Here is an 18,051-nt window from a genome sequence, read left to right on the forward strand (position 1 = left end):
CACCGGCCCCTTCCACGCATCGCCCTACGGCTTACGCGTCCTTGCTCAGATTCGGCCCGGCCCCGCCGGCCGCCTGCTCGATCGGCGGAACGTCCGGCAGCGCCGACTTCTCCTCGCCGCGGAAGGTGAAGGTCTGGGTCTCGCCCTCGCCCTCCGTGTCGACGACCACGATGTGACCGGGACGCAGCTCACCGAAGAGGATCTTCTCCGACAGCGTGTCCTCGATCTCCCGCTGGATCGTGCGCCGCAGCGGACGCGCGCCCAGCACCGGGTCGTAACCCTTCTTGGACAGCAGCTCCTTGGCGGACTGGGAGAGCTCGATGCCCATGTCCCGGTCCTTGAGGCGCTCGTCCACCTTGCCGACCATGAGGTCGACGATCGCGAGGATGTCGTCCTGGGTCAGCTGCGGGAAGACGACCACGTCGTCGACGCGGTTGAGGAACTCGGGGCGGAAGTGCTGCTTGAGCTCGTCCGAGACCTTGTTCTTCATGCGCTCGTAGTTGGACTTCGTGTCACCCGTGGCCGCGAAGCCCAGGTTGAAGCCCTTGGAGATGTCCCGGGTGCCGAGGTTGGTCGTCATGATGATGACCGTGTTCTTGAAGTCCACGACCCGGCCCTGGGAGTCGGTCAGCCGACCGTCCTCCAGGATCTGCAGCAGCGAGTTGAAGATGTCCGGGTGGGCCTTCTCGACCTCGTCGAAGAGGACGACGGAGAACGGCTTGCGGCGGACCTTCTCGGTCAGCTGGCCGCCCTCTTCGTAGCCCACGTATCCGGGGGGCGAACCGAAGAGCCGCGAGACCGTGTGCTTCTCGCTGAACTCCGACATGTCGAGGGAGATCAGCGCGTCCTCGTCACCGAAGAGGAACTCGGCGAGCGCCTTGGACAGCTCGGTCTTACCGACACCGGACGGACCGGCGAAGATGAACGAACCACCCGGACGCTTCGGGTCCTTGAGGCCCGCACGCGTACGACGGATCGCCTTCGAGAGCGCCTTGACGGCGTCCTTCTGGCCGATGACCCGCTTGTGGAGCTCGTCCTCCATGCGCAGCAGACGCGAGGACTCCTCCTCGGTCAGCTTGAAGACCGGGATGCCGGTGGCGGTCGCGAGGACCTCGGCGATCAGCTCGCCGTCGACCTCGGCGACGACGTCCATGTCGCCGGCCTTCCACTCCTTCTCGCGCTTGGCCTTCGCGGCGAGGAGCTGCTTCTCCTTGTCGCGCAGTGAGGCCGCCTTCTCGAAGTCCTGCGAGTCGATCGCGGACTCCTTGTCCCGGCGGACACCGGCGATCTTCTCGTCGAACTCGCGGAGGTCCGGCGGCGCGGTCATCCGGCGGATGCGCATCCGGGAGCCCGCCTCGTCGATCAGGTCGATCGCCTTGTCGGGGAGGAAGCGGTCCGAGATGTACCGGTCGGCCAGGGTCGCGGCCTGGACGAGGGCCTCGTCCGTGATGGACACACGGTGGTGGGCCTCGTAGCGGTCGCGCAGACCCTTGAGGATCTCGATGGTGTGCGGGAGCGAGGGCTCGGCGACCTGAATGGGCTGGAAGCGGCGCTCCAGGGCCGCGTCCTTCTCCAGGTGCTTGCGGTACTCGTCCAGCGTGGTGGCGCCGATGGTCTGGAGCTCACCGCGGGCCAGCATCGGCTTCAGGATGGAAGCCGCGTCGATGGCGCCCTCGGCGGCACCCGCACCGACCAGCGTGTGCAGCTCGTCGATGAACAGGATGATGTCGCCGCGGGTGCGGATCTCCTTGAGCACCTTCTTCAGGCGCTCCTCGAAGTCACCGCGGTAGCGGGAGCCGGCGACCAGCGCGCCGAGGTCGAGGGTGTAGAGGTGCTTGTCCTTGAGGGTCTCGGGCACCTCGCCCTTGACGATGGCCTGGGCGAGGCCCTCGACGACGGCGGTCTTGCCGACGCCGGGCTCACCGATCAGGACCGGGTTGTTCTTGGTACGGCGGGACAGCACCTGCATGACCCGCTCGATCTCCTTCTCGCGCCCGATGACCGGGTCGAGCTTGGACTCACGAGCGGCCTGGGTGAGGTTCCGGCCGAACTGGTCGAGGACCAGGGACGTCGAGGGGGTGCCCTCGGCAGGCCCGCCGGCGGTGGCGGTCTCCTTGCCCTGGTAACCGGAGAGCAGCTGGATGACCTGCTGCCTGACCCGGTTGAGATCAGCGCCCAGCTTGACGAGGACCTGGGCGGCGACGCCCTCGCCCTCGCGGATCAGGCCGAGCAGGATGTGCTCCGTGCCGATGTAGTTGTGGCCCAGCTGAAGGGCCTCGCGGAGCGAGAGCTCCAGGACCTTCTTGGCACGGGGGGTGAAGGGGATGTGCCCGGACGGGGCCTGCTGGCCCTGGCCGATGATCTCCTCCACCTGCTGGCGGACCGCCTCGAGCGAAATCCCGAGGCTCTCAAGGGCCTTGGCGGCGACACCCTCACCCTCGTGGATCAGGCCCAGGAGGATGTGCTCGGTGCCGATGTAGTTGTGGTTGAGCATCCGGGCTTCTTCCTGAGCCAGGACGACAACCCGCCGCGCGCGGTCGGTGAACCTCTCGAACATCGTTAATCGCTCCTCAGAGCGGTCAGGCAGTGGGGGGAACTTCCCCTCCCTGTCCTTCCGCAGCTTAGTCCCGCAAGCGGGGACCGCTCATTCCAACTGCCGACACCGTCGATGGCCTCCTGACCCCGAACGCCGACATCTGCTCCAACCTGATGGTGCGAGACGATGTTCCCGCAGGCCAGGCAGTTACCCCTACCTTCAGTACGCCGATGGCGAACGTGAGACGGCCTGTCCTGCGTGTCGCCCCCTCCCACTAGGGATGTCTTACCCGCTGGGACTGACACTCCATGCGGCGCGGCCCCGTCCCCTCCGCTATGGGCGAACAACGTTGCGCTTCCCCGCACCCCCGGAAGCCCCCTCTTCGGCCACGCTGCGCATTCAATGGAACACCCAGCGTAACTCGCACGCTTCTCGGACGGTTGCACTTGTCATGGTTGGCACTCTCCCCCCTGCCACTGCCCCGGTCGCCCCCGCGACCCCGTCGGCCACCACCGTCCCGCTCCCCCGCCGGTCGCTCGACGCGAGCGATCAGGTCCGCCGGTGGTACGAGAACGAACTGGGGTGGCCGACGGTGCCCGACGCACCGGGAATGCCGGTACGACTTTGCGTGGGCCCCCGCTTCGACGTCCTGGACGTCCCGGCCGAGGCGGGCCGCGCCGCGCTGCGCCACCTGGCGCCGGGCTCCCCGGTCGCCGTACAGGGCGGCCGGATGCGGCTCCTGCTGGCCGCGGGCAGCGCGGACGAGGTGCCGGGAATCCTGGACTGGCTGGAATGGGGTTCGCTGCCGCTGGATCTGAGCGCGATCGGAGAGGGCGGCGTCATGGACGCCCCACTGCCTCCCGAACCGACCTCGGATCCGCCGACCGCACCGCTGCCCCCCGAAGCCGGCCCCCGCACGTCGGCGGTACGACCGCTCCACGGTGCCGGCCTGCGCCGCCCGGATGCGCCGTCGTCGCCCGGAGCGCTGCAGCACTCCTCCACGCCGGGGGCCGCCGAAGCCGTACGGCTTCCGCTCGTGCCCCGCCCGGCACCGCCGGGTGCCTTCGACTCCGCCGGGTCGCGACCGCTCCCCTGGGGTCCGTCCGGCGCTCTCCAGGGGGCCGCCGTGTGGCTGCGGCCCCCCGAGGCGGGATGCGAGGCCGAGGCCTCGCTGCCGACGCTGTCGGCGCTGGGGGGCGGTGGGGGCGCCCCCGATCTCGTACGCGTGCTGGACACGGTGGCCACGCAGTGCCACCGCCTGCGACTGCGCGCGTGCGCTCAGCCGCCCGCCTTTTCATAGGCGTCGCGCTCAGGCGTTGGCCTTCTCGTAAGCCTCGCGAATGGCCGCGGGAACACGACCACGGTCGTTGACCTCGTGACCGTTCTCCTTGGCCCAGGCACGGATGAGCGCGGTGTCCTGGCTGCCACCGGAAGCGGCGCGTGCCTTTCCGCGACCGCCCGCGGCACGGCCTCCGGTACGACGACCACCCTTCACGTAAGGGTCGAGAAGGCCACGGAGCTTGTCCGCATTGGCAGTCGTGAGATCGATCTCGTACGTCTTGCCGTCCAGCGCGAACGTCACGGTCTCGTCCGCCTCGCCGCCGTCGAGGTCGTCGACAAGAAGGACCTGAACCTTCTGTGCCACCGGATTTCCTTTCATCGATAACTTTGAGGACCCGGGTCTGCGGCGTCCGCCGTTTCGCCGCCCCCCTGTTATATGCAGTACTGCAGTACGTCGGAAAGCAAACCGCTTTTGCTGGAAAAACACAAACCCCTGGGAGAGACTGACCGGCCACCCTCGGTCCGGAAACATGCGCGTTTCGGACATAGGGAACCTGGGCAGGGCCGTCCCGTGGAATAGGGCATGACGATCACAGATGCAGAAGCATCCGGCTGTTGCCCAAGGTGTTCGGTTTCACTCGTTCGAGACCCAGGAACTCCGCGACACCCTCGTCATAGGAACGCAACAGCTCCGCGCGGACATCGGTGTCCACGGGTGTCTCGCCGATCTCGACGAAGCCGTGCTTCCCGAAGAAGTCCACTTCGAAGGTCAGACAGAAAACACGCCGAACACCGAGCCAGCGAGCGGTGTGCAGCAACTTCTCCAGCAACTGATGGCCGACACCGGCGCCCTTCAGGCCCTGCTTCACCGCGAGAGTACGAACTTCCGCGAGGTCTTCCCACATCACGTGCAGTGCGCCGCAGCCGACGACCTCGCCGTTGTCGTCCCGTTCGGCGACCCAGAACTCCTGGATGTCCTCGTAAAGCGTCACCGTGGCTTTGTCGAGCAGGATGCGTCGCTGGACGTACTCGTCAAGGAGGCCGCGTACCGCCTGGACATCGCTGGTGCGGGCCCGCCGGACGGTGATGGCTTTTGCACTGACTTCGGGGCTCCGGGCGGACGCGCTCTCTGCTGACATGTGCGGACGCTATCGCCCGCCGCCGTCCGATGCCGAGCCGGGGTTCTCACGACTGGTATCCACAGCGGTATCCGTCGCGGGCGGTTCCGGGGTTTCCGGTCCTTGGACGATCCGTACGGCGTCCCGCAGCGCCCGTCGCTGTTCGTCGCTCATCATGCCGAAGAAGGCGACGAGAGCGGCGGCGGGGTTGTCGCTCTGGGACCAGGCGTCGTTCATCAGCGCGGCGGCGTAGGCGGCGCGAGTGGAGACGGCCTCATATCGATAGGCCCGCCCTTCGGCCTCCCGGCGCACCCAGCCCTTCTGATGGAGATTGTCCAGAACGGTCATCACCGTGGTGTAGGCGATGGACCGTTCCTGCTGCAGATCTTCCAGGACTTCCCGAACGGTCACCGGGCGGTTCCACTTCCACACCCGCGTCATGACCGCGTCTTCGAGTTCTCCCAATGGGCGAGGCACAGTTCAGCACAATAGTGGGAGATCTCGGTATTGGCATGCCGGACGTGCACTTTCACCGGCAAACAAGAACAAAAAGGGCGTACGACTCGGAAAACCAGGGAGTCGTACGCCGGTGAGGGCGGGGTCGGACGCCTGTCAGACGTCGGTCTTCGCGGAGGCGGAGGAGGCGGACGCCTGACGGGACCCCTCCACGCGCGCGAGGGCGGCGTCGACGACGGCGTCCTCCTTGGCCTTGTTGGCGCCGCCCTGGGTCTTCACGATCACCCTGATCACACCGATGAAGAACACCGCCATGACGACGGGGGGCACGAGCGCGGAGACGTAGTCCATGCGTCCAGGGTAGCCACGGGCCCCACGCGCGCGGGCCCGGGGTGGTCACCGACCGGACCAGGGAGGCCCCTGACACACGCGTCCGCGGGGCCGGGAAGGAACGAACCCCGGCCCCGCGGACGATGTCAATGCCAATGCCGATGTCGTGGTGAACGCCTGGTGGGTCAGCCCGCGGCGAGTTGCTGCGGCGGGCTCGCGGGCGGGGGCGGTGCGGGCTTCCGGCGCGGGAAGACCTCGCCCGGGGTGGGGATGGGGCGTCCGGGCTTGGGGGCCGCGGGCGCCGGGCCCGGCTTCTCCGCGGGCTTCTTCTTCACGGGGGCCGCCGGCTTCTCCGGCTGCTCGGCGGAGGCCTCGCCGCGCACTGCGACACGGGCCCCACCGGATACCTCGGTGAGGCCTGAGACGCGGGCCCCACCGGAGACCTCGGCGAAGCCTCCGACACGGACCTCGCCGGACCTGACGCCGAACACCTCGGGCCGGGACTCACCGGACACCACGCGGGACACCCCGGGCCGGGACTCGTGCCACGTCTCGCCGTGCTCGGGGCGCCTCTCAGAGCCGCTTTCGCGTGAGCCCCCGCCCGGTTTCCGATCGGGTTCCCCGCCCGATCCCCTGCCCGATTCCTTGCCCGCGCCCCCCTCGGAGCCCCCCGAGGCGGCCGAGAGGCCCCCAGGGAGGGCCAGGAGGCGGGTTCGGGAGGCCGGGACGGCCGGAGCGGCCCGGCGGGCCGTGCCGCGGGCCAGGCGAGCGCGGACGTCCTGCTCGGCGAGTTTCTGGCAGCGGTCCAGCAGGGCGGCCGCGATGGGGTTGCCGCGCAGGGCGCGCAGCGCGGCGAGGTCGTCGGGGGCGGGGCGGTACCCGGCCCCCAGTGCCTCCTCCAGGAGGGTGAGGTAGCCGGCGGCGGTGCCGGGCAGGGCGTCGCGGTACCGGGCGAGGTCGGCCACCAGGAAGGCACGCAGCCGGGCGCCCTCACACATCGCCTCGTCGAGGGAGTCGGCGAGGCGGAGGCAGTCCTGGACGTCCTCGGCCGAGGCGGTTCGGGGGTGAAGGGCGAGGGCGAGAGCGCGGCGGAGCACACGCAGCTCCTCCACACCGAACGCCATGCCGCCGCGGGATCCGTATGGCGTGGGCATGCGGCGACGATACGCGCTAATCAGACAAATTCGACATAGCGGATGGGCGTGGCGTGAGGGGCCACCCGGTTGCCCTCACACCACCGCGCACCCGGCGCCGACGATCGGGGGCACAGCCGCCACCCGCGCCCGCCGGATCACATCCGCGACACGTTCCGCTCGTACACCAGCCGCAGCCCCACCAGCGTCAACCACGGCTCGTGCTCGTCGATCACCGAGGACTCCCCGAGGACCATCGGCGCGAGTCCGCCCGTGGCGATCACGGTCACGTCGTCCGGGTCCTCCGCCAGCTCCCGGGCCATCCGGTTGACGACGCCGTCGACCTGGCCGGCGAAGCCGTAGATGATGCCCGACTGCATCGCCTCGACCGTGTTCTTGCCGATCACGCTCCGCGGCCGGGCCACCTCGATCTTCCGCAGCTGCGCGCCCCGCACGCCGAGCGCCTCGACCGAGATCTCGATGCCGGGCGCGATGACCCCGCCGATGTACTCGCCGCGCGCGGAGACCGCGTCGAACGTCGTCGCCGTACCGAAGTCGACGACGATCGCGGGGCCGCCGTAGAGCTCTACCGCGGCGACCGCGTTGATGATGCGGTCCGCGCCGACCTCCTTGGGGTTGTCGGTCAGGATCGGCACGCCCGTCTTCACGCCGGGCTCGACCAGGACCGCCGGCACGTCGCCGTAGTAGCGCCGCGTGACCTCACGCAGCTCGTGCAGCACCGAGGGGACCGTCGCGCAGATGGCGATGCCGTCGATGCCGTCGCCCAGTTCGTCGCCGAGCAGCGGGTGCATGCCCATGAGGCCCTGGAGCAGCACCGCGAGCTCGTCGGCCGTGCGGCGGGCGTCCGTGGAGATGCGCCAGTGCTCGACGATCTCCTCGCCGTCGAACAGGCCGAGGACGGTGTGGGTGTTGCCTACGTCGATCGTGAGGAGCATCGCGACTACTCCGCCTCACGCAGGTCGAGACCGATGTCCAGGATCGGCGAGGAGTGCGTCAGGGCTCCTACGGCGAGGTAGTCGACGCCCGTGTCGGCGTACGCGCGCGCGTTGTCCAGCGTCAGCCGGCCCGAGGCCTCCAGGGCGGCCCGCCCGTGCACGAGCGCCACCGCCTCCTCGCACTCGCCCGGCGTGAAGTTGTCCAGAAGGATCAGATCCGCGCCGGCGTCCACGACCTCGCGCAGCTGGTGCAGGGTGTCGACCTCGACCTCGATCGGCACGTCCGGGAACGTCTCCCGTACGGCCTTGAAGGCCTGGGCGACGCCGCCGGCGGCGACCACGTGGTTGTCCTTGACCAGGGCGGCGTCGGACAGCGACATCCGGTGGTTCACGCCGCCGCCCGCGCGCACCGCGAACTTCTCCAGCGACCGCAGGCCCGGCGTCGTCTTCCGCGTGTCACGCACGCGTGCCTTCGTGCCGTCCAGCACGTCCGCCCACGCGCGCGTGGCGGTCGCGATGCCCGACAGCCGGCACAGCAGGTTCAGCGCGCTGCGTTCGGCGGTGAGCAGGTCACGCGTGCGCGTGGTGACCGACAGCAGCTTCTGCCCGGCCTCGACCCGGTCGCCGTCCTCGACGTGCCGCTCGACCTCGAACTCGGCCTCGCAGACCACCGAGACGACGGCCTCGGCGACCCGCAGGCCGGCCACGACGCCCGCCTCGCGCGCGACGAAGTCGGCGGTGGCGACGGCGTCCTCGGGGATGGTCGCGACGGTCGTCACGTCCACCCCGTGGTCGAGGTCCTCCTGGATGGCCACGTTGGCGATGTCCTCGACCTCCACGGGGTCGAGCCCCGCGTCGGCCAGGAGCTGGGCGAGCGCGGGGTCCAGCCCGCACTCCAGGTACTCCTCGCCGCCGTCCGCGCCACAGGCACAGCCGTCGCCGCAACCGCCGGACGAGGCGAGGGGAAGGTCGTCGGTGCTCACTACTGTCACTGCTCCTGAAGAGGCCGGCGGGTCGGGGGGAAGTCTGCGGTATCCGTGGTGTGCACGGCGAGGGTGCGGTCCGGATTCAGCCGTACGACGATGTGACGGCGCCATGCAGCGTCGTCGCGGTCGGGCTGGTCCTCGCGCCAGTGGCAGCCGCGGGTCTCCTCGCGCCGCTGGGCGGCGGTGACCAGGACCCGGGCCACGCACAGGAGGTTGGTGGCCTCCCAGGTGTCGACGCCGGGCTCGGCGGTCTTGCCGTTCTCGTCGAGGGCGTCACGGGCCTCCGCGTGCAGCCGCTGAAGCTGTTCGGCGGCCTGGGCGAGGGACGCGGCGGAGCGCAGGACGCCCGCGCCGCTCGTCATGATCCGCTGGATCGCGAACCGGGCTTCGGGCGACTGAAGGGGGTGCGCGGGCTTCTCGGGGTGCTCGACCGGCTCGGGCACGCGCGCGTGGAGGCCGTTCGCCGCGTGGGCCGTCGTGATGTCCGCGGCGATGCGCTCGGCGTAGACGAGGCCCTCCAGGAGGGAGTTCGACGCGAGCCGGTTCGCGCCGTGCACGCCGGTGCAGGCGACCTCGCCGCACGCGTACAGGCCGGGAACGGTGGTACGGCCCTGGGAGTCGGTGCGCACGCCGCCGGAGGCGTAGTGGGCGGCCGGGGCGATCGGGATGGGCTCGGTGACCGGGTCGATGCCGTGGGCGCGGCAGGCGGCGAGGATCGTCGGGAAGCGGTGCTCCCACATGTCGGCGCCGAAGTGCCGGGCGTCGAGGTACATGTGCTCGGCGTCCTGGGCCAGCATGCGGCGCAGGATGCCCTTGGCGACGATGTCGCGGGGCGCGAGCTCGGCCAGTTCGTGCTGGCCGACCATGAAGCGCACACCGTCGGCGTCGACCAGGTGGGCGCCCTCGCCGCGTACGGCCTCGGAGACCAGGGGCTGCTGGCCCTCCGCGTCGGGGCCGAGGAAGAGCACGGTGGGGTGGAACTGGACGAACTCCAGGTCGGAGACCTCGGCGCCCGCGCGGAGCGCGAGGGCCACGCCGTCGCCGGTGGACACGGACGGGTTGGTGGTCGCGGAGAAGACCTGGCCCATGCCGCCGGTCGCGAGGACGACCGCGGGGGCGTGCACGGCGCCGACGCCGTCGTGCTGGCCCTCGCCCATGACGTGCAGTGAGACGCCCGCCGTGCGGCCGTCGGCGTCCGTGAGCAGGTCCAGGACGAGCGCGTTCTCGATGGTGCGCACGCCTCGCGCGCGGGCCGCCTCGACCAGCGCGCGGGAGATCTCGGCGCCGGTCGCGTCACCGCCCGCGTGGGCGATGCGGCGCCGGTGGTGCCCGCCCTCGCGGGTGAGCTCCAGACCGCCCTCTTCGGACTCGTCGAAGTGGGCGCCGGTCTCGATGAGGCGGCGGACCGCGTCGGGGCCCTCGGTGACGAGGATGCGGACGGCCTCCTCGTCGCACAGGCCCGCGCCCGCGACCAGGGTGTCGTCGAGGTGCTGCTCGGGGGTGTCGCCCTCGCCCAGGGCCGCGGCGATGCCGCCCTGTGCCCAGCGGGTGGAGCCGTCGTCGAGGCGGGCCTTGGTGACGACGACCGTCCTGAGGCCCGCGGCCTCGCAGCGCAGGGCCGCGGTGAGACCGGCGACGCCGGAGCCCACGACCACGACGTCCGCGTCGATCGACCACCCCGGTGCGGGCGCGTGCAGTCGTATGCCTGTCCTGGTCACGAGGCGGCTCCGAAGGTTCCGAAAGTGAGCGGAAGGTTGTCGATCAACCGGGTCGTCCCCACCCGGGCGGCGACGGCGAGGACGGCCTCGCCGGTGAAGTCGTCCTTGATCTCGCTGAAGTCGGAGGGGTCGACCAGCGCCAGATAGTCCAGCTCCAGGGGCGGCGTGTGGCGCGCGGCGTCGTCGAGGACGAGGCGGGCGGCGGAGCGCACGGCCGAGGGGGCGCCGGGGATGGCCTTCGCGACGGCGTGCGCGTCGGCGGCCGCGCGGGACTCCCCTATGGCGCTCAGCGCCTCGGCACGCGCGTGCGTGGCCGGCACCTCACGCGCGCGGGCCCGTAGCGCCTCCTGCGCGGCGTGCCGGTCGCGGCCCGCGAACAGGGCCTGGGAGAGCGCGAGCGCCGTACGGCGCTCCTGGGGCGAGAGATAGCGGTTGCGGCTGGACAGGGCCAGCCCGTCGTCCTCGCGCACGGTGGGTACGCCGACGATCTCGACGCCGAAGTTCAGGTCGCGCACCATGCGCCGGATGAGGGCGAGCTGCTGGGCGTCCTTCTGCCCGTACAGGGCGACGTCGGGACGGGTGAGGTGCAGCAGTTTGGCGACGACCGTGAGCATGCCGTCGAAGTGGCCGGGGCGCGAGGAGCCCTCCAGGCGCTCCCCCATGGGGCCCGCGCTGACGCGGACCTGGGGCTCGCCGCCGGGGTAGACCTCGTCCACGGAGGGCGCGAACACGGCGTCCGCGCCCGCCTGTTCGGCGATCTTGATGTCGGCTTCGAGGGTGCGCGGGTAGCGGTCGAGGTCCTCGCCCTGACCGAACTGGAGGGGGTTCACGAAGACGGTGACGACGACCTCGCCGTGCTGCCCCGCGATCTCGCGCGCGGTGCGGATCAGGGTGGCGTGCCCCTCGTGCAGGGCGCCCATGGTCATCACGACGGCGCGGCGGCCGTCGCGTACGCGTGCGTGGAGCTCGTCGGCGGTGCGCAGCAGGGTGGTGGTCATCCGGCGTCTCCCTCGGTGCCGTCGGTGCCGTGAGGCCCGCTGGTTCCGTTGGTCCCGTTGGTTCCGTTGGTCCCGTTGGCGAGTACCCCGAGGAGGTCCTCGGCGAGCTCGGGCTTGAGCAGTCCGTGGGCGAGCGCCCGGTCGGCGGTCGCGCGGGCCATCGCGAGGTATCCGGCGACGGTCTGCGGGGAGTGCTTGCGCAGTTCGGCGACGTGCGCCGCGACGGTGCCGGCGTCCCCGCGCGCGACGGGACCGGTCAGGGCCGCGTCGCCGGAGCGCAGGGCGTTGTCGAGGGCGGCGCCGAGGAGCGGGCCGAGCATCCGGTCGGGGGCCGTGACGCCCGCCTCGCGCAGCAGCTCCATGGACTGGGCGACCAGCGTGACCAGGTGGTTGGCGCCCAGCGCGAGCGCCGCGTGGTAGAGCGGCCGGTGTTCCTCGGCGATCCACTCGGGCTCGCCGCCCATCTCGATGACGAGGGCCTCGGCGGCCATCCGCAGCTCTTCGGGGGCGGTGACCCCGAAGGAGCAGCCGGCGAGCCGGTGGACGTCGACGGGGGTGCCGGTGAAGGTCATCGCGGGGTGCAGGGCCAGCGGCAGCGCGCCCGCGCGCAGGGCGGGGTCGAGGACCTTCGCGCCGTACCGCCCGGAGGTGTGCACCAGCAGCTGTCCCGGCCGTACGGCGCCGGTCTCGGCGAGGCCCTCCACGAGGCCGGGCAGGGTGTCGTCCGGGACGGTCAGCAGGACCAGGTCGGCGCGCTGAAGGACCTCGGCGGGCGGCACGAGCGGCACGCCCGGGAGCAGTTCCGCGGCCCGCTTGCGGGAGGCGTCGGAGACTCCGGAGACGGCCACCGGGCGGTGCCCGGCGAGCTGGAGGGACGCGGCCAGCGCGGGCCCCACGCGTCCGGCGCCGACGACGCCGACGGTGAGGCGCGCGGGGCGGTCCCTGGGGTCTGGCTGTTGGCTAGTACTCACGCGACGGAGGCCTTCCCGTTCCAGTCCGCATCTGGGTACCGGACGATTTCTCGTCATGTTAACGCGATTGGTTCCAGGGGCGTCCGGTTGTCCACAGGCTGTGGGTTTCCCCACGCCGCGGGCGGACGGAAATGCGGATGCCCGCGGGACGGGCCGCGAGGGATGATCCGGGGCATGAGCGATGCTGCGGAGCAGGTGGACGAGAAGTCGGCGGAGGAGCTGCTGCGGGAGCGGCGCCGCAACGCCGTACGGGCGGCGGATCGGGTCCTGTGGCGCGGCGGGGTGAGCGGCACGATGCGGGAGCGGCTCGCGGCGCTGGCGGAGGCCGCCCCCGAGGTCCACGACGTGGACGAGCCCGGGGACATCTACGGCAACGGGGTCGTGACGGCCCTGGAGGAGCGGGTCGCGTCCCTGCTGGGCAAGGAGGCCGCCGCGTTCTTCCCGACGGGCACGATGGCCCAGCAGGTCGCGCTGCGCTGCTGGGCGGCCCGGACCGGGAACCCCACGGTCGCCCTGCACCCACTGGCCCACCCCGAGGTCCACGAACGCCATGCCTTCACGCAGGTCAGCGGCTTGCGCCCGGTGCGCCTGACGAGTGAGCCCCGGCTGCCCACCGCCGACGAGGTGCGTGACTTCGACGAGCCCTTCGGCGCGCTGATGCTGGAACTTCCTCTACGGGACGCCGGATTCGTCCTGCCCACCTGGGAGGAGCTCACCGAGGTCGTGGAGGCGGCGCGGGAGCGCGACGCGGTGGTGCACTTCGACGGCGCGCGCCTGTGGGAGACCACGGTCCACTTCGACCGCCCCCTGGACGAGATCGCGGGCCTGGCCGACAGCGTCTACGTGTCGTTCTACAAGTCGCTCGAAGGCTTCGCCGGCGCGGCGCTCGCCGGCCCGAAGACGCTGGTGGACGAGGCGAAGACCTGGCGGCACCGGTACGGCGGGATGGCCTTCCAGCAGTTCCCCACGGCGCTGTCCGCGCTCGTCGGCCTGGAGCGCGAGCTGCCCAGACTGCCGGAGTACGTCCGCCACGCGCGCGTGGTGGCCGCCGCGCTGCGGGAGGGGTTCGCCGAGGCGGGCGTGGCATGGGCGCGCGTACACCCCGAGGAACCGCACACCCACCAGTTCCAGGTCTGGCTGCCCTACGACCCCGAGGTGCTGGTCGAGGCGGCGCTGCGGCAGGCGGAGGAGACCGGCACATATCTGTTCCCCGGGTACTGGGACCGCGGCGGGCCGGGCCTGGCCCTCGCCGAGGTCACCGTCGCCGCCGCCGGCCTGGAGTGGACGGCCGACGACGTGAAGGCGGCGGTGGCGGACTTCGTGGCCCGGCTGCCGCGGGGCTCAGTGGCGGGGGCGGAGCCTGCCGCCCAGCAAGTGCCGTAGCCGACCCCGCGCGGGCCGTTCGGCGAGCACCGCGCGGAAGAGGCGGTAGTCCCGCCACTCGCGCACGACCTGCCGGTCGTGCGCGCCGGGCGCGGGCGGTGCGGGCTCCCCGTGCTGCTGGGCGCGGTAGGTGTCGAGGAGGTACTGCTGCGTGATGCTCATGGCTGATCGCCTTCTCGGGACGTGCTCCGATGGGGCGGGGGCCGCGGCTGCCCCGTCCTCCCAGGTTGCGCCGGTACGGCGGCGAAGTCGCGCCGATTGACGGCCGCCGTCAATCGGGGACGGCGTTGTCAGTGGCCGGGTGCACCATGAAGGCATGAGCGTGCGCATCGACATCACGGGGCTGCGGCCGGAAGGGGTCGCCGTCGTGCCCTCGCCCCTGGCCGAGCTCGGGATGGCGCTGCACGCGCTGGCCGAGCCGGGGCACCACCCGGGCCTGCAGGGCTGGGTGACGGGCGTGACGGCCGGCCTGGACCCGCATCTGGCCGACCGGATGTGCGACGCGGACTTCCTTTGGCGCTCGACGTTCTCGGACCTGTTCCTGCCGTACGCGGGCGTGCCCGGCGGCGCCCTCCCCGGTGGCACGCTCGCCGAGGAACTGGACCTGCTGGACAAGCTGAGTGACGAGCAGTTCGTCGACGCGGCCCTGGAGTTCAGCTGCGCGATGCCCTACGGCGTCGGCCCCAGTCCGCTCGTCGACACCGAGCTGGGGCGCCGCGCCCTTGAGCTGGCCGCCGCGCGGGGGCCGCGGCAGCAGCGGTTCAGCGAGCTGCTGCTGACCGATCCGCCCAAGATCCGGGCCTGGCTGCGGCAGTTCCTCCAGGACTGCGACGAGGCGTTCTTCGCGCAGGCCTGGGCCCGTCTGAGTCATCAGCTCGCGGCCGACGCCCGGCACAAGACCGACCTGCTGCGCCGCAAGGGCCTGGCCGAGGCCCTGGCCGCCGTCTCTCCGGCGGTCACGCTCGACGAGGCGGCCGGGGAGATCACGGTCGACAAGCTGAGCGTGGGCCGTACGGCCACCGAGAGCGGCGCCCTGCTCCTCGTACCCACCAGTCTCGGCCGGCCCCACCTGTCCGTGCTGTACCGGCGGGACTGGCAGCCGGTGGTGCAGTACCCGGTCGGCTCGCCGGAGCTCACGCCTCCCTCGTCCGTGGAGCAGCTCGCGTTGCGGATGACCGCGCTGTCCCACCCCGTGCGGATGCGGATCTGCCGCAACCTGGCCCGCAGCGCCTACACCACGAGCGAGCTGGCGCAGGTGCACGGCATGACCGCCCCGGAGATATCCCGGCACCTTGGTGTGCTGAAGAAGGCGGGCCTGGTCTCCACGCGCCGCCGTGGCCGCTATGTCCAGCATCAGCTGGACATAGCGGCCGTGGCCCGGCTGGGCAGCGACTTCCTGGAGGGCATCCTGCGCTGACCGCGCCGCCCGCGCGGCTCAGTCGAACCGGATGTGCCGCAGCCCGATCCGCGCCTGCCTGAGCCGTGTCCGCAGCGCACCCTCGTTGTTCGGCCGCAGCCGCAGCCCCGCGAGGACGGCGATCCGGTCGGCCGTCTTGGGCACGGTCGAGTCGTCCGTCCACAGATGTTCGGCGAACTCCGGCTCGCGCAGCCGCTCCAGACAGTGGTCGAGCTGTTGCACCGCCCAGGTCTCACGCCCCAGGCCGGCGTTCTTCCCGCCCACGAACTGAAGGAGGTGCCCGAAGCCGCGCTCACGGAGGCGCTTCAGGACGGTCTCGCGCTGGGCGAGGAGCGTGAAGTGGCGTACGTCGTGGCCGAGTTCGCCCAGCCGGCCCACGGTCTCGGCGAAGTAACCGGAGTTCGTCACCGTCATGGGGGCGATGACCACGCCGTCGTGCTTGGTCAGGGCGAGGTCGAGGACCTCGACGACGCCCTGCCGCCAGGTCGTCAGATCCTGGAAGTCGCCGCGGAGTTCCGGCGGCAGCATGCGGCGCAGCCCGAAGCCGGCGTGCTCGGGGTCGCAGACGACGCTGCCGGGCAGACGGCGCTGGATCTCGTACGCGGTCTGGGTCTTGCCGCCCCCGAAGGGGCCGTTGATCCAGAGGAGCATGCGCAGACCCTAGTGGGCGGCGGTCACGCGCGCGTCACGGTCGCCCGACTCAGCCGTGCCCCCCGGCGCGCACCAGCCCCGTCTCGTACGCCAGGACGACCACCTGGACCCGGTCCCTGAGCCCGAGCTTGGTCAGGATGCGGCCCACATGGGTCTTCACGGTCGCCTCGGACAGCACCAGGCGGGCCGCGATCTCGCCGTTGGACAGCCCCTGGGCGACCAGGATCATGACCTCGCGCTCCCGGTCGGTGAGCCGCTCCAGCTCCTTGTGCTGGGGCTCCTTGCCGGCGCTCGGCAGCATCGGCGCGAACCGGTCGAGGAGGCGGCGGGTGGTCGAGGGGGCCACCACCGCGTCGCCGCTGTGCACCGCGCGGATCGCGGCGAGGAGCTCACCGGGCGGCACGTCCTTGAGCATGAAGCCGGACGCGCCCGCCTTCAGCCCGGAGAAGGCGTACTCGTCGAGGTCGAAGGTGGTCAGGATCAGCACCTTCGGCGGGTTCTCCTCCTGGCAGATGCGCCGGGTGGTCTCCACTCCGTCCAGCTTGGGCATGCGCACGTCCATCAGCACCACGTCGACGGCCGTCGCGCGCAGCACCTGGAGGGCCTCGACGCCGTCGCCCGCCTCCGCGACGACCTCCATGTCCGGCTGGGCGGCGAGCACCATCCGGAACCCGGTGCGCAGCAGCACCTGGTCGTCGACGAGCATCACGCGGATCGTCATCGGGGCCTCTTCCGTCTCTCTACAGGGCTTCTTGTTCGTTCGGCGGGGGCGTGACAGGTGTCAACAGGGGGCGTGCGTAGGCGTCAATGCGCCGGTTTGAGCGGGAGCAGGGCGCTGATACGGAATCCTCCGCCCGGACGCGGTCCCGCATCCAGCGTGCCGCCGACCATACCGACGCGCTCGCGCATCCCGATCAGGCCGTGGCCCTGGCCGTCGGCGCCGCCGTCCTCGTACAGCTCGTGCGGCGCGCCCTTGCCGTCGTCCTCGACCAGCAGACCGAGTCCGTCGTCGAAGTAGACCAGGCGCACGCTCGCGCCCGCGTTGGGCCCGCCGTGCTTGCGGGTGTTGGTGAGCGCCTCCTGCACGATGCGGTACGCCGTGAGCTCGACGCCGCTGGGCAGCGGGCGCGGGGTGCCCTCCACCTTGAAGTCGACGGGGAGGCCGGAGGTGCGGCACTGCTCGACCAGGTCGTCGATCTGCTCGACGTCGGGCTGCGGGACGTACTCCCCGACCTCCTGGTGCTCGCCGGTGCGCAGCACGCCCAGCAGGCGGCGCATCTCGGCGAGGGCCTGGCGGCCGGTCGAGGAGATCGTCTCCAGGGCCTTCCGCGCCTGGTCGGGCGCGGCGTCGAGGACGTACGCGGCGCCGTCGGCCTGCACCACCATCACCGACACGTTGTGCGCGACCACGTCGTGCAGCTCGCGGGCGATCCGGGCGCGTTCGGCGGCGACCGCGACCTTGGCCTGTGCCTCGCGCTCCTTCTCGAGCCTGCTCGCGCGCTCCTCCAGCTGCGCGAAGTACGCGCGGCGGGTGCGCACCGAGTCGCCGAGCACCCAGGCCAGCGCGAACGGCACGGTCTGGAAGACGATGAGCGCCGCGTTGGCCAGGGCGCTCGCGTCGTGGTTCCACCACCGCAGATGCGCCACGCACGCCGCGCTCAGCCCCATGGCGAGCGCGAGCCGGGACGCCCAGCGGGCGCCGGTCGCGGCGACGGTGTAGACGATCACGAGGAACGCGAAGTCGCCCGGCGTCGTCGAGACGTCCGTCAGCAGTTGGACGACGCCGATGGCGACGGCCAGGAGCAGCATCTTCTCCGGCATGCGCCGGCGCAGCGCGATCACCAGGCACAGCAGGAGGATGACCGGGATGATCGCGGCCTCCGCGTCGGTGCCCTCGTCCGACTGCTCGGCGACTTCGAACATGACCGAGATCCCGAACAGGAAGACGGCCCAGAAGCCGTCGACCCATGTCGGGTGCCTGCGGAGGAAGTCATAGAGGCGCTGCACGTAACCCAGCGTAGGGAAGCGTGATGTGTGCAGGGGTCAACCGGAGGGCCGATCCATGCGCCCCCGGCATACTCCCCAAGGTGGAGGCTCCGCTCCCCTGTACGCATAGT

18 protein-coding genes are annotated in these 18,051 nt (G+C 71.4%); 3 read left to right on the forward strand and 15 right to left on the reverse strand.

Translation table 11 applies throughout. From position 1 onward, the window contains the following. Positions 1–31: 31 nt before the first annotated feature. Entirely contained in the window at positions 32–2,557 is a 2,526-nt protein-coding gene (locus tag ACIHIX_RS09090; protein ID WP_399952071.1) for an ATP-dependent Clp protease ATP-binding subunit, read from the reverse strand. Positions 2,558–2,987: 430 nt separating this feature from the next. Between ACIHIX_RS09090 and ACIHIX_RS09095 the strand changes: the two genes are divergently transcribed. Next, positions 2,988–3,836, forward strand: a complete 849-nt coding sequence (locus tag ACIHIX_RS09095; protein WP_399952073.1) for an SCO3374 family protein — start codon at positions 2,988–2,990, stop codon at positions 3,834–3,836. 9 nt (positions 3,837–3,845) lie between these two features. Here the strand turns inward: ACIHIX_RS09095 and ACIHIX_RS09100 are convergent, their stop codons facing one another. The 10 genes from ACIHIX_RS09100 to ACIHIX_RS09145 all read right to left on the reverse strand — a co-directional run bounded on the left by ACIHIX_RS09100 (position 3,846) and on the right by ACIHIX_RS09145 (position 12,483). After that, entirely contained in the window at positions 3,846–4,181 is a 336-nt protein-coding gene (locus ACIHIX_RS09100; RefSeq protein ID WP_329336353.1) for an Lsr2 family protein, read from the reverse strand. Positions 4,182–4,407: 226 nt separating this feature from the next. Beyond that, positions 4,408–4,956, reverse strand: coding sequence for an amino-acid N-acetyltransferase (locus ACIHIX_RS09105; protein ID WP_399952075.1), 549 nt, complete (start codon positions 4,954–4,956; stop codon positions 4,408–4,410). 9 nt (positions 4,957–4,965) lie between these two features. Further along, a complete protein-coding gene (locus ACIHIX_RS09110) occupies positions 4,966–5,400 on the reverse strand; it encodes a BlaI/MecI/CopY family transcriptional regulator (RefSeq protein ID WP_399952077.1) in 435 nt (144 codons plus the stop codon). 147 nt (positions 5,401–5,547) lie between these two features. Next, positions 5,548–5,742 carry a hypothetical protein gene (locus tag ACIHIX_RS09115; RefSeq protein ID WP_399952079.1) on the reverse strand — a complete coding sequence of 65 codons (195 nt, stop codon included), beginning with the start codon at positions 5,740–5,742 and terminating at the stop codon, positions 5,548–5,550. A 164-nt stretch (positions 5,743–5,906) separates the two neighbouring features. Further along, the gene (locus tag ACIHIX_RS09120; RefSeq protein WP_399952081.1) at positions 5,907–6,875 is read right to left on the reverse strand and encodes a hypothetical protein; all 969 of its coding nucleotides are present in this window, start codon (positions 6,873–6,875) and stop codon (positions 5,907–5,909) included. Between the two features lie 137 nt (positions 6,876–7,012). Next, the gene (locus ACIHIX_RS09125; protein ID WP_126273529.1) at positions 7,013–7,810 is read right to left on the reverse strand and encodes a type III pantothenate kinase; all 798 of its coding nucleotides are present in this window, start codon (positions 7,808–7,810) and stop codon (positions 7,013–7,015) included. 5 nt (positions 7,811–7,815) lie between these two features. Next, positions 7,816–8,793 carry a carboxylating nicotinate-nucleotide diphosphorylase gene (gene nadC / locus ACIHIX_RS09130; protein ID WP_399952083.1) on the reverse strand — a complete coding sequence of 326 codons (978 nt, stop codon included), beginning with the start codon at positions 8,791–8,793 and terminating at the stop codon, positions 7,816–7,818. Positions 8,794–8,798: 5 nt separating this feature from the next. Further along, positions 8,799–10,514 (reverse strand): L-aspartate oxidase, encoded by a 1,716-nt coding sequence (locus ACIHIX_RS09135; protein WP_399952085.1) that lies wholly within the window; start codon positions 10,512–10,514, stop codon positions 8,799–8,801. Beyond that, entirely contained in the window at positions 10,511–11,512 is a 1,002-nt protein-coding gene (gene panC, locus ACIHIX_RS09140) for a pantoate--beta-alanine ligase (RefSeq protein ID WP_399952086.1), read from the reverse strand. The genes ACIHIX_RS09135 and panC overlap by 4 nt, the downstream gene beginning before the upstream one ends. Then, positions 11,509–12,483, reverse strand: coding sequence for a Rossmann-like and DUF2520 domain-containing protein (locus ACIHIX_RS09145; RefSeq protein WP_399952088.1), 975 nt, complete (start codon positions 12,481–12,483; stop codon positions 11,509–11,511). The genes panC and ACIHIX_RS09145 overlap by 4 nt, the downstream gene beginning before the upstream one ends. 174 nt (positions 12,484–12,657) lie before the next feature. On the opposite strand from ACIHIX_RS09145, the gene ACIHIX_RS09150 reads away from it, so the two are divergent. Next, positions 12,658–13,866, forward strand: a complete 1,209-nt coding sequence (locus ACIHIX_RS09150) for a threonine aldolase family protein (protein ID WP_399952090.1) — start codon at positions 12,658–12,660, stop codon at positions 13,864–13,866. Here the strand turns inward: ACIHIX_RS09150 and ACIHIX_RS09155 are convergent. Then, on the reverse strand, positions 13,825–14,028 hold the full coding sequence (locus tag ACIHIX_RS09155; protein WP_399952092.1) for a hypothetical protein: 204 nt from the start codon (positions 14,026–14,028) through the stop codon (positions 13,825–13,827). The genes ACIHIX_RS09150 and ACIHIX_RS09155 overlap by 42 nt on opposite strands. Positions 14,029–14,182: 154 nt before the next feature. On the opposite strand from ACIHIX_RS09155, the gene ACIHIX_RS09160 reads away from it, so the two are divergent. Next, on the forward strand, positions 14,183–15,283 hold the full coding sequence (locus ACIHIX_RS09160; protein WP_399952094.1) for a DUF5937 family protein: 1,101 nt from the start codon (positions 14,183–14,185) through the stop codon (positions 15,281–15,283). 18 nt (positions 15,284–15,301) lie between these two features. Here the strand turns inward: ACIHIX_RS09160 and ACIHIX_RS09165 are convergent, their stop codons facing one another. From ACIHIX_RS09165 to ACIHIX_RS09175, 3 genes are all read right to left on the reverse strand, one after another. After that, positions 15,302–15,934, reverse strand: a complete 633-nt coding sequence (locus ACIHIX_RS09165; RefSeq protein ID WP_399952096.1) for an AAA family ATPase — start codon at positions 15,932–15,934, stop codon at positions 15,302–15,304. A 49-nt stretch (positions 15,935–15,983) separates the two neighbouring features. Continuing rightward, a complete protein-coding gene (locus ACIHIX_RS09170; RefSeq protein WP_399952098.1) occupies positions 15,984–16,655 on the reverse strand; it encodes a response regulator in 672 nt (223 codons plus the stop codon). 83 nt (positions 16,656–16,738) lie between these two features. Then, complete coding sequence (locus ACIHIX_RS09175) at positions 16,739–17,941, reverse strand: sensor histidine kinase (RefSeq protein WP_399952100.1); 1,203 nt, start codon at positions 17,939–17,941, stop codon at positions 16,739–16,741. Positions 17,942–18,051 lie beyond the last annotated feature (110 nt).

The organism is Streptomyces sp. NPDC051913 (assembly GCF_044593635.1).
GTDB lineage: Bacteria > Actinomycetota > Actinomycetes > Streptomycetales > Streptomycetaceae > Streptomyces.

Excerpts from the sequence above, each read along its gene's own strand:
- ACIHIX_RS09090 (WP_399952071.1), bottom strand. The coding sequence starts at position 2,557 with ATGTTCGAGAGGTTCACCGACCGCGCGCGGCGGGTTGTCGTCCTGGCT.
- ACIHIX_RS09095 (WP_399952073.1), top strand. The coding sequence starts at position 2,988 with ATGGTTGGCACTCTCCCCCCTGCCACTGCCCCGGTCGCCCCCGCGACC.
- ACIHIX_RS09105 (WP_399952075.1), bottom strand. The coding sequence starts at position 4,956 with ATGTCAGCAGAGAGCGCGTCCGCCCGGAGCCCCGAAGTCAGTGCAAAA.
- ACIHIX_RS09115 (WP_399952079.1), bottom strand. The coding sequence starts at position 5,742 with ATGGACTACGTCTCCGCGCTCGTGCCCCCCGTCGTCATGGCGGTGTTC.
- ACIHIX_RS09120 (WP_399952081.1), bottom strand. The coding sequence starts at position 6,875 with ATGCCCACGCCATACGGATCCCGCGGCGGCATGGCGTTCGGTGTGGAG.
- ACIHIX_RS09125 (WP_126273529.1), bottom strand. The coding sequence starts at position 7,810 with ATGCTCCTCACGATCGACGTAGGCAACACCCACACCGTCCTCGGCCTG.
- panC (WP_399952086.1), bottom strand. The coding sequence starts at position 11,512 with ATGACCACCACCCTGCTGCGCACCGCCGACGAGCTCCACGCACGCGTA.
- ACIHIX_RS09150 (WP_399952090.1), top strand. The coding sequence starts at position 12,658 with ATGAGCGATGCTGCGGAGCAGGTGGACGAGAAGTCGGCGGAGGAGCTG.
- ACIHIX_RS09155 (WP_399952092.1), bottom strand. The coding sequence starts at position 14,028 with ATGAGCATCACGCAGCAGTACCTCCTCGACACCTACCGCGCCCAGCAG.
- ACIHIX_RS09160 (WP_399952094.1), top strand. The coding sequence starts at position 14,183 with ATGAGCGTGCGCATCGACATCACGGGGCTGCGGCCGGAAGGGGTCGCC.
- ACIHIX_RS09165 (WP_399952096.1), bottom strand. The coding sequence starts at position 15,934 with ATGCTCCTCTGGATCAACGGCCCCTTCGGGGGCGGCAAGACCCAGACC.
- ACIHIX_RS09170 (WP_399952098.1), bottom strand. The coding sequence starts at position 16,655 with ATGACGATCCGCGTGATGCTCGTCGACGACCAGGTGCTGCTGCGCACC.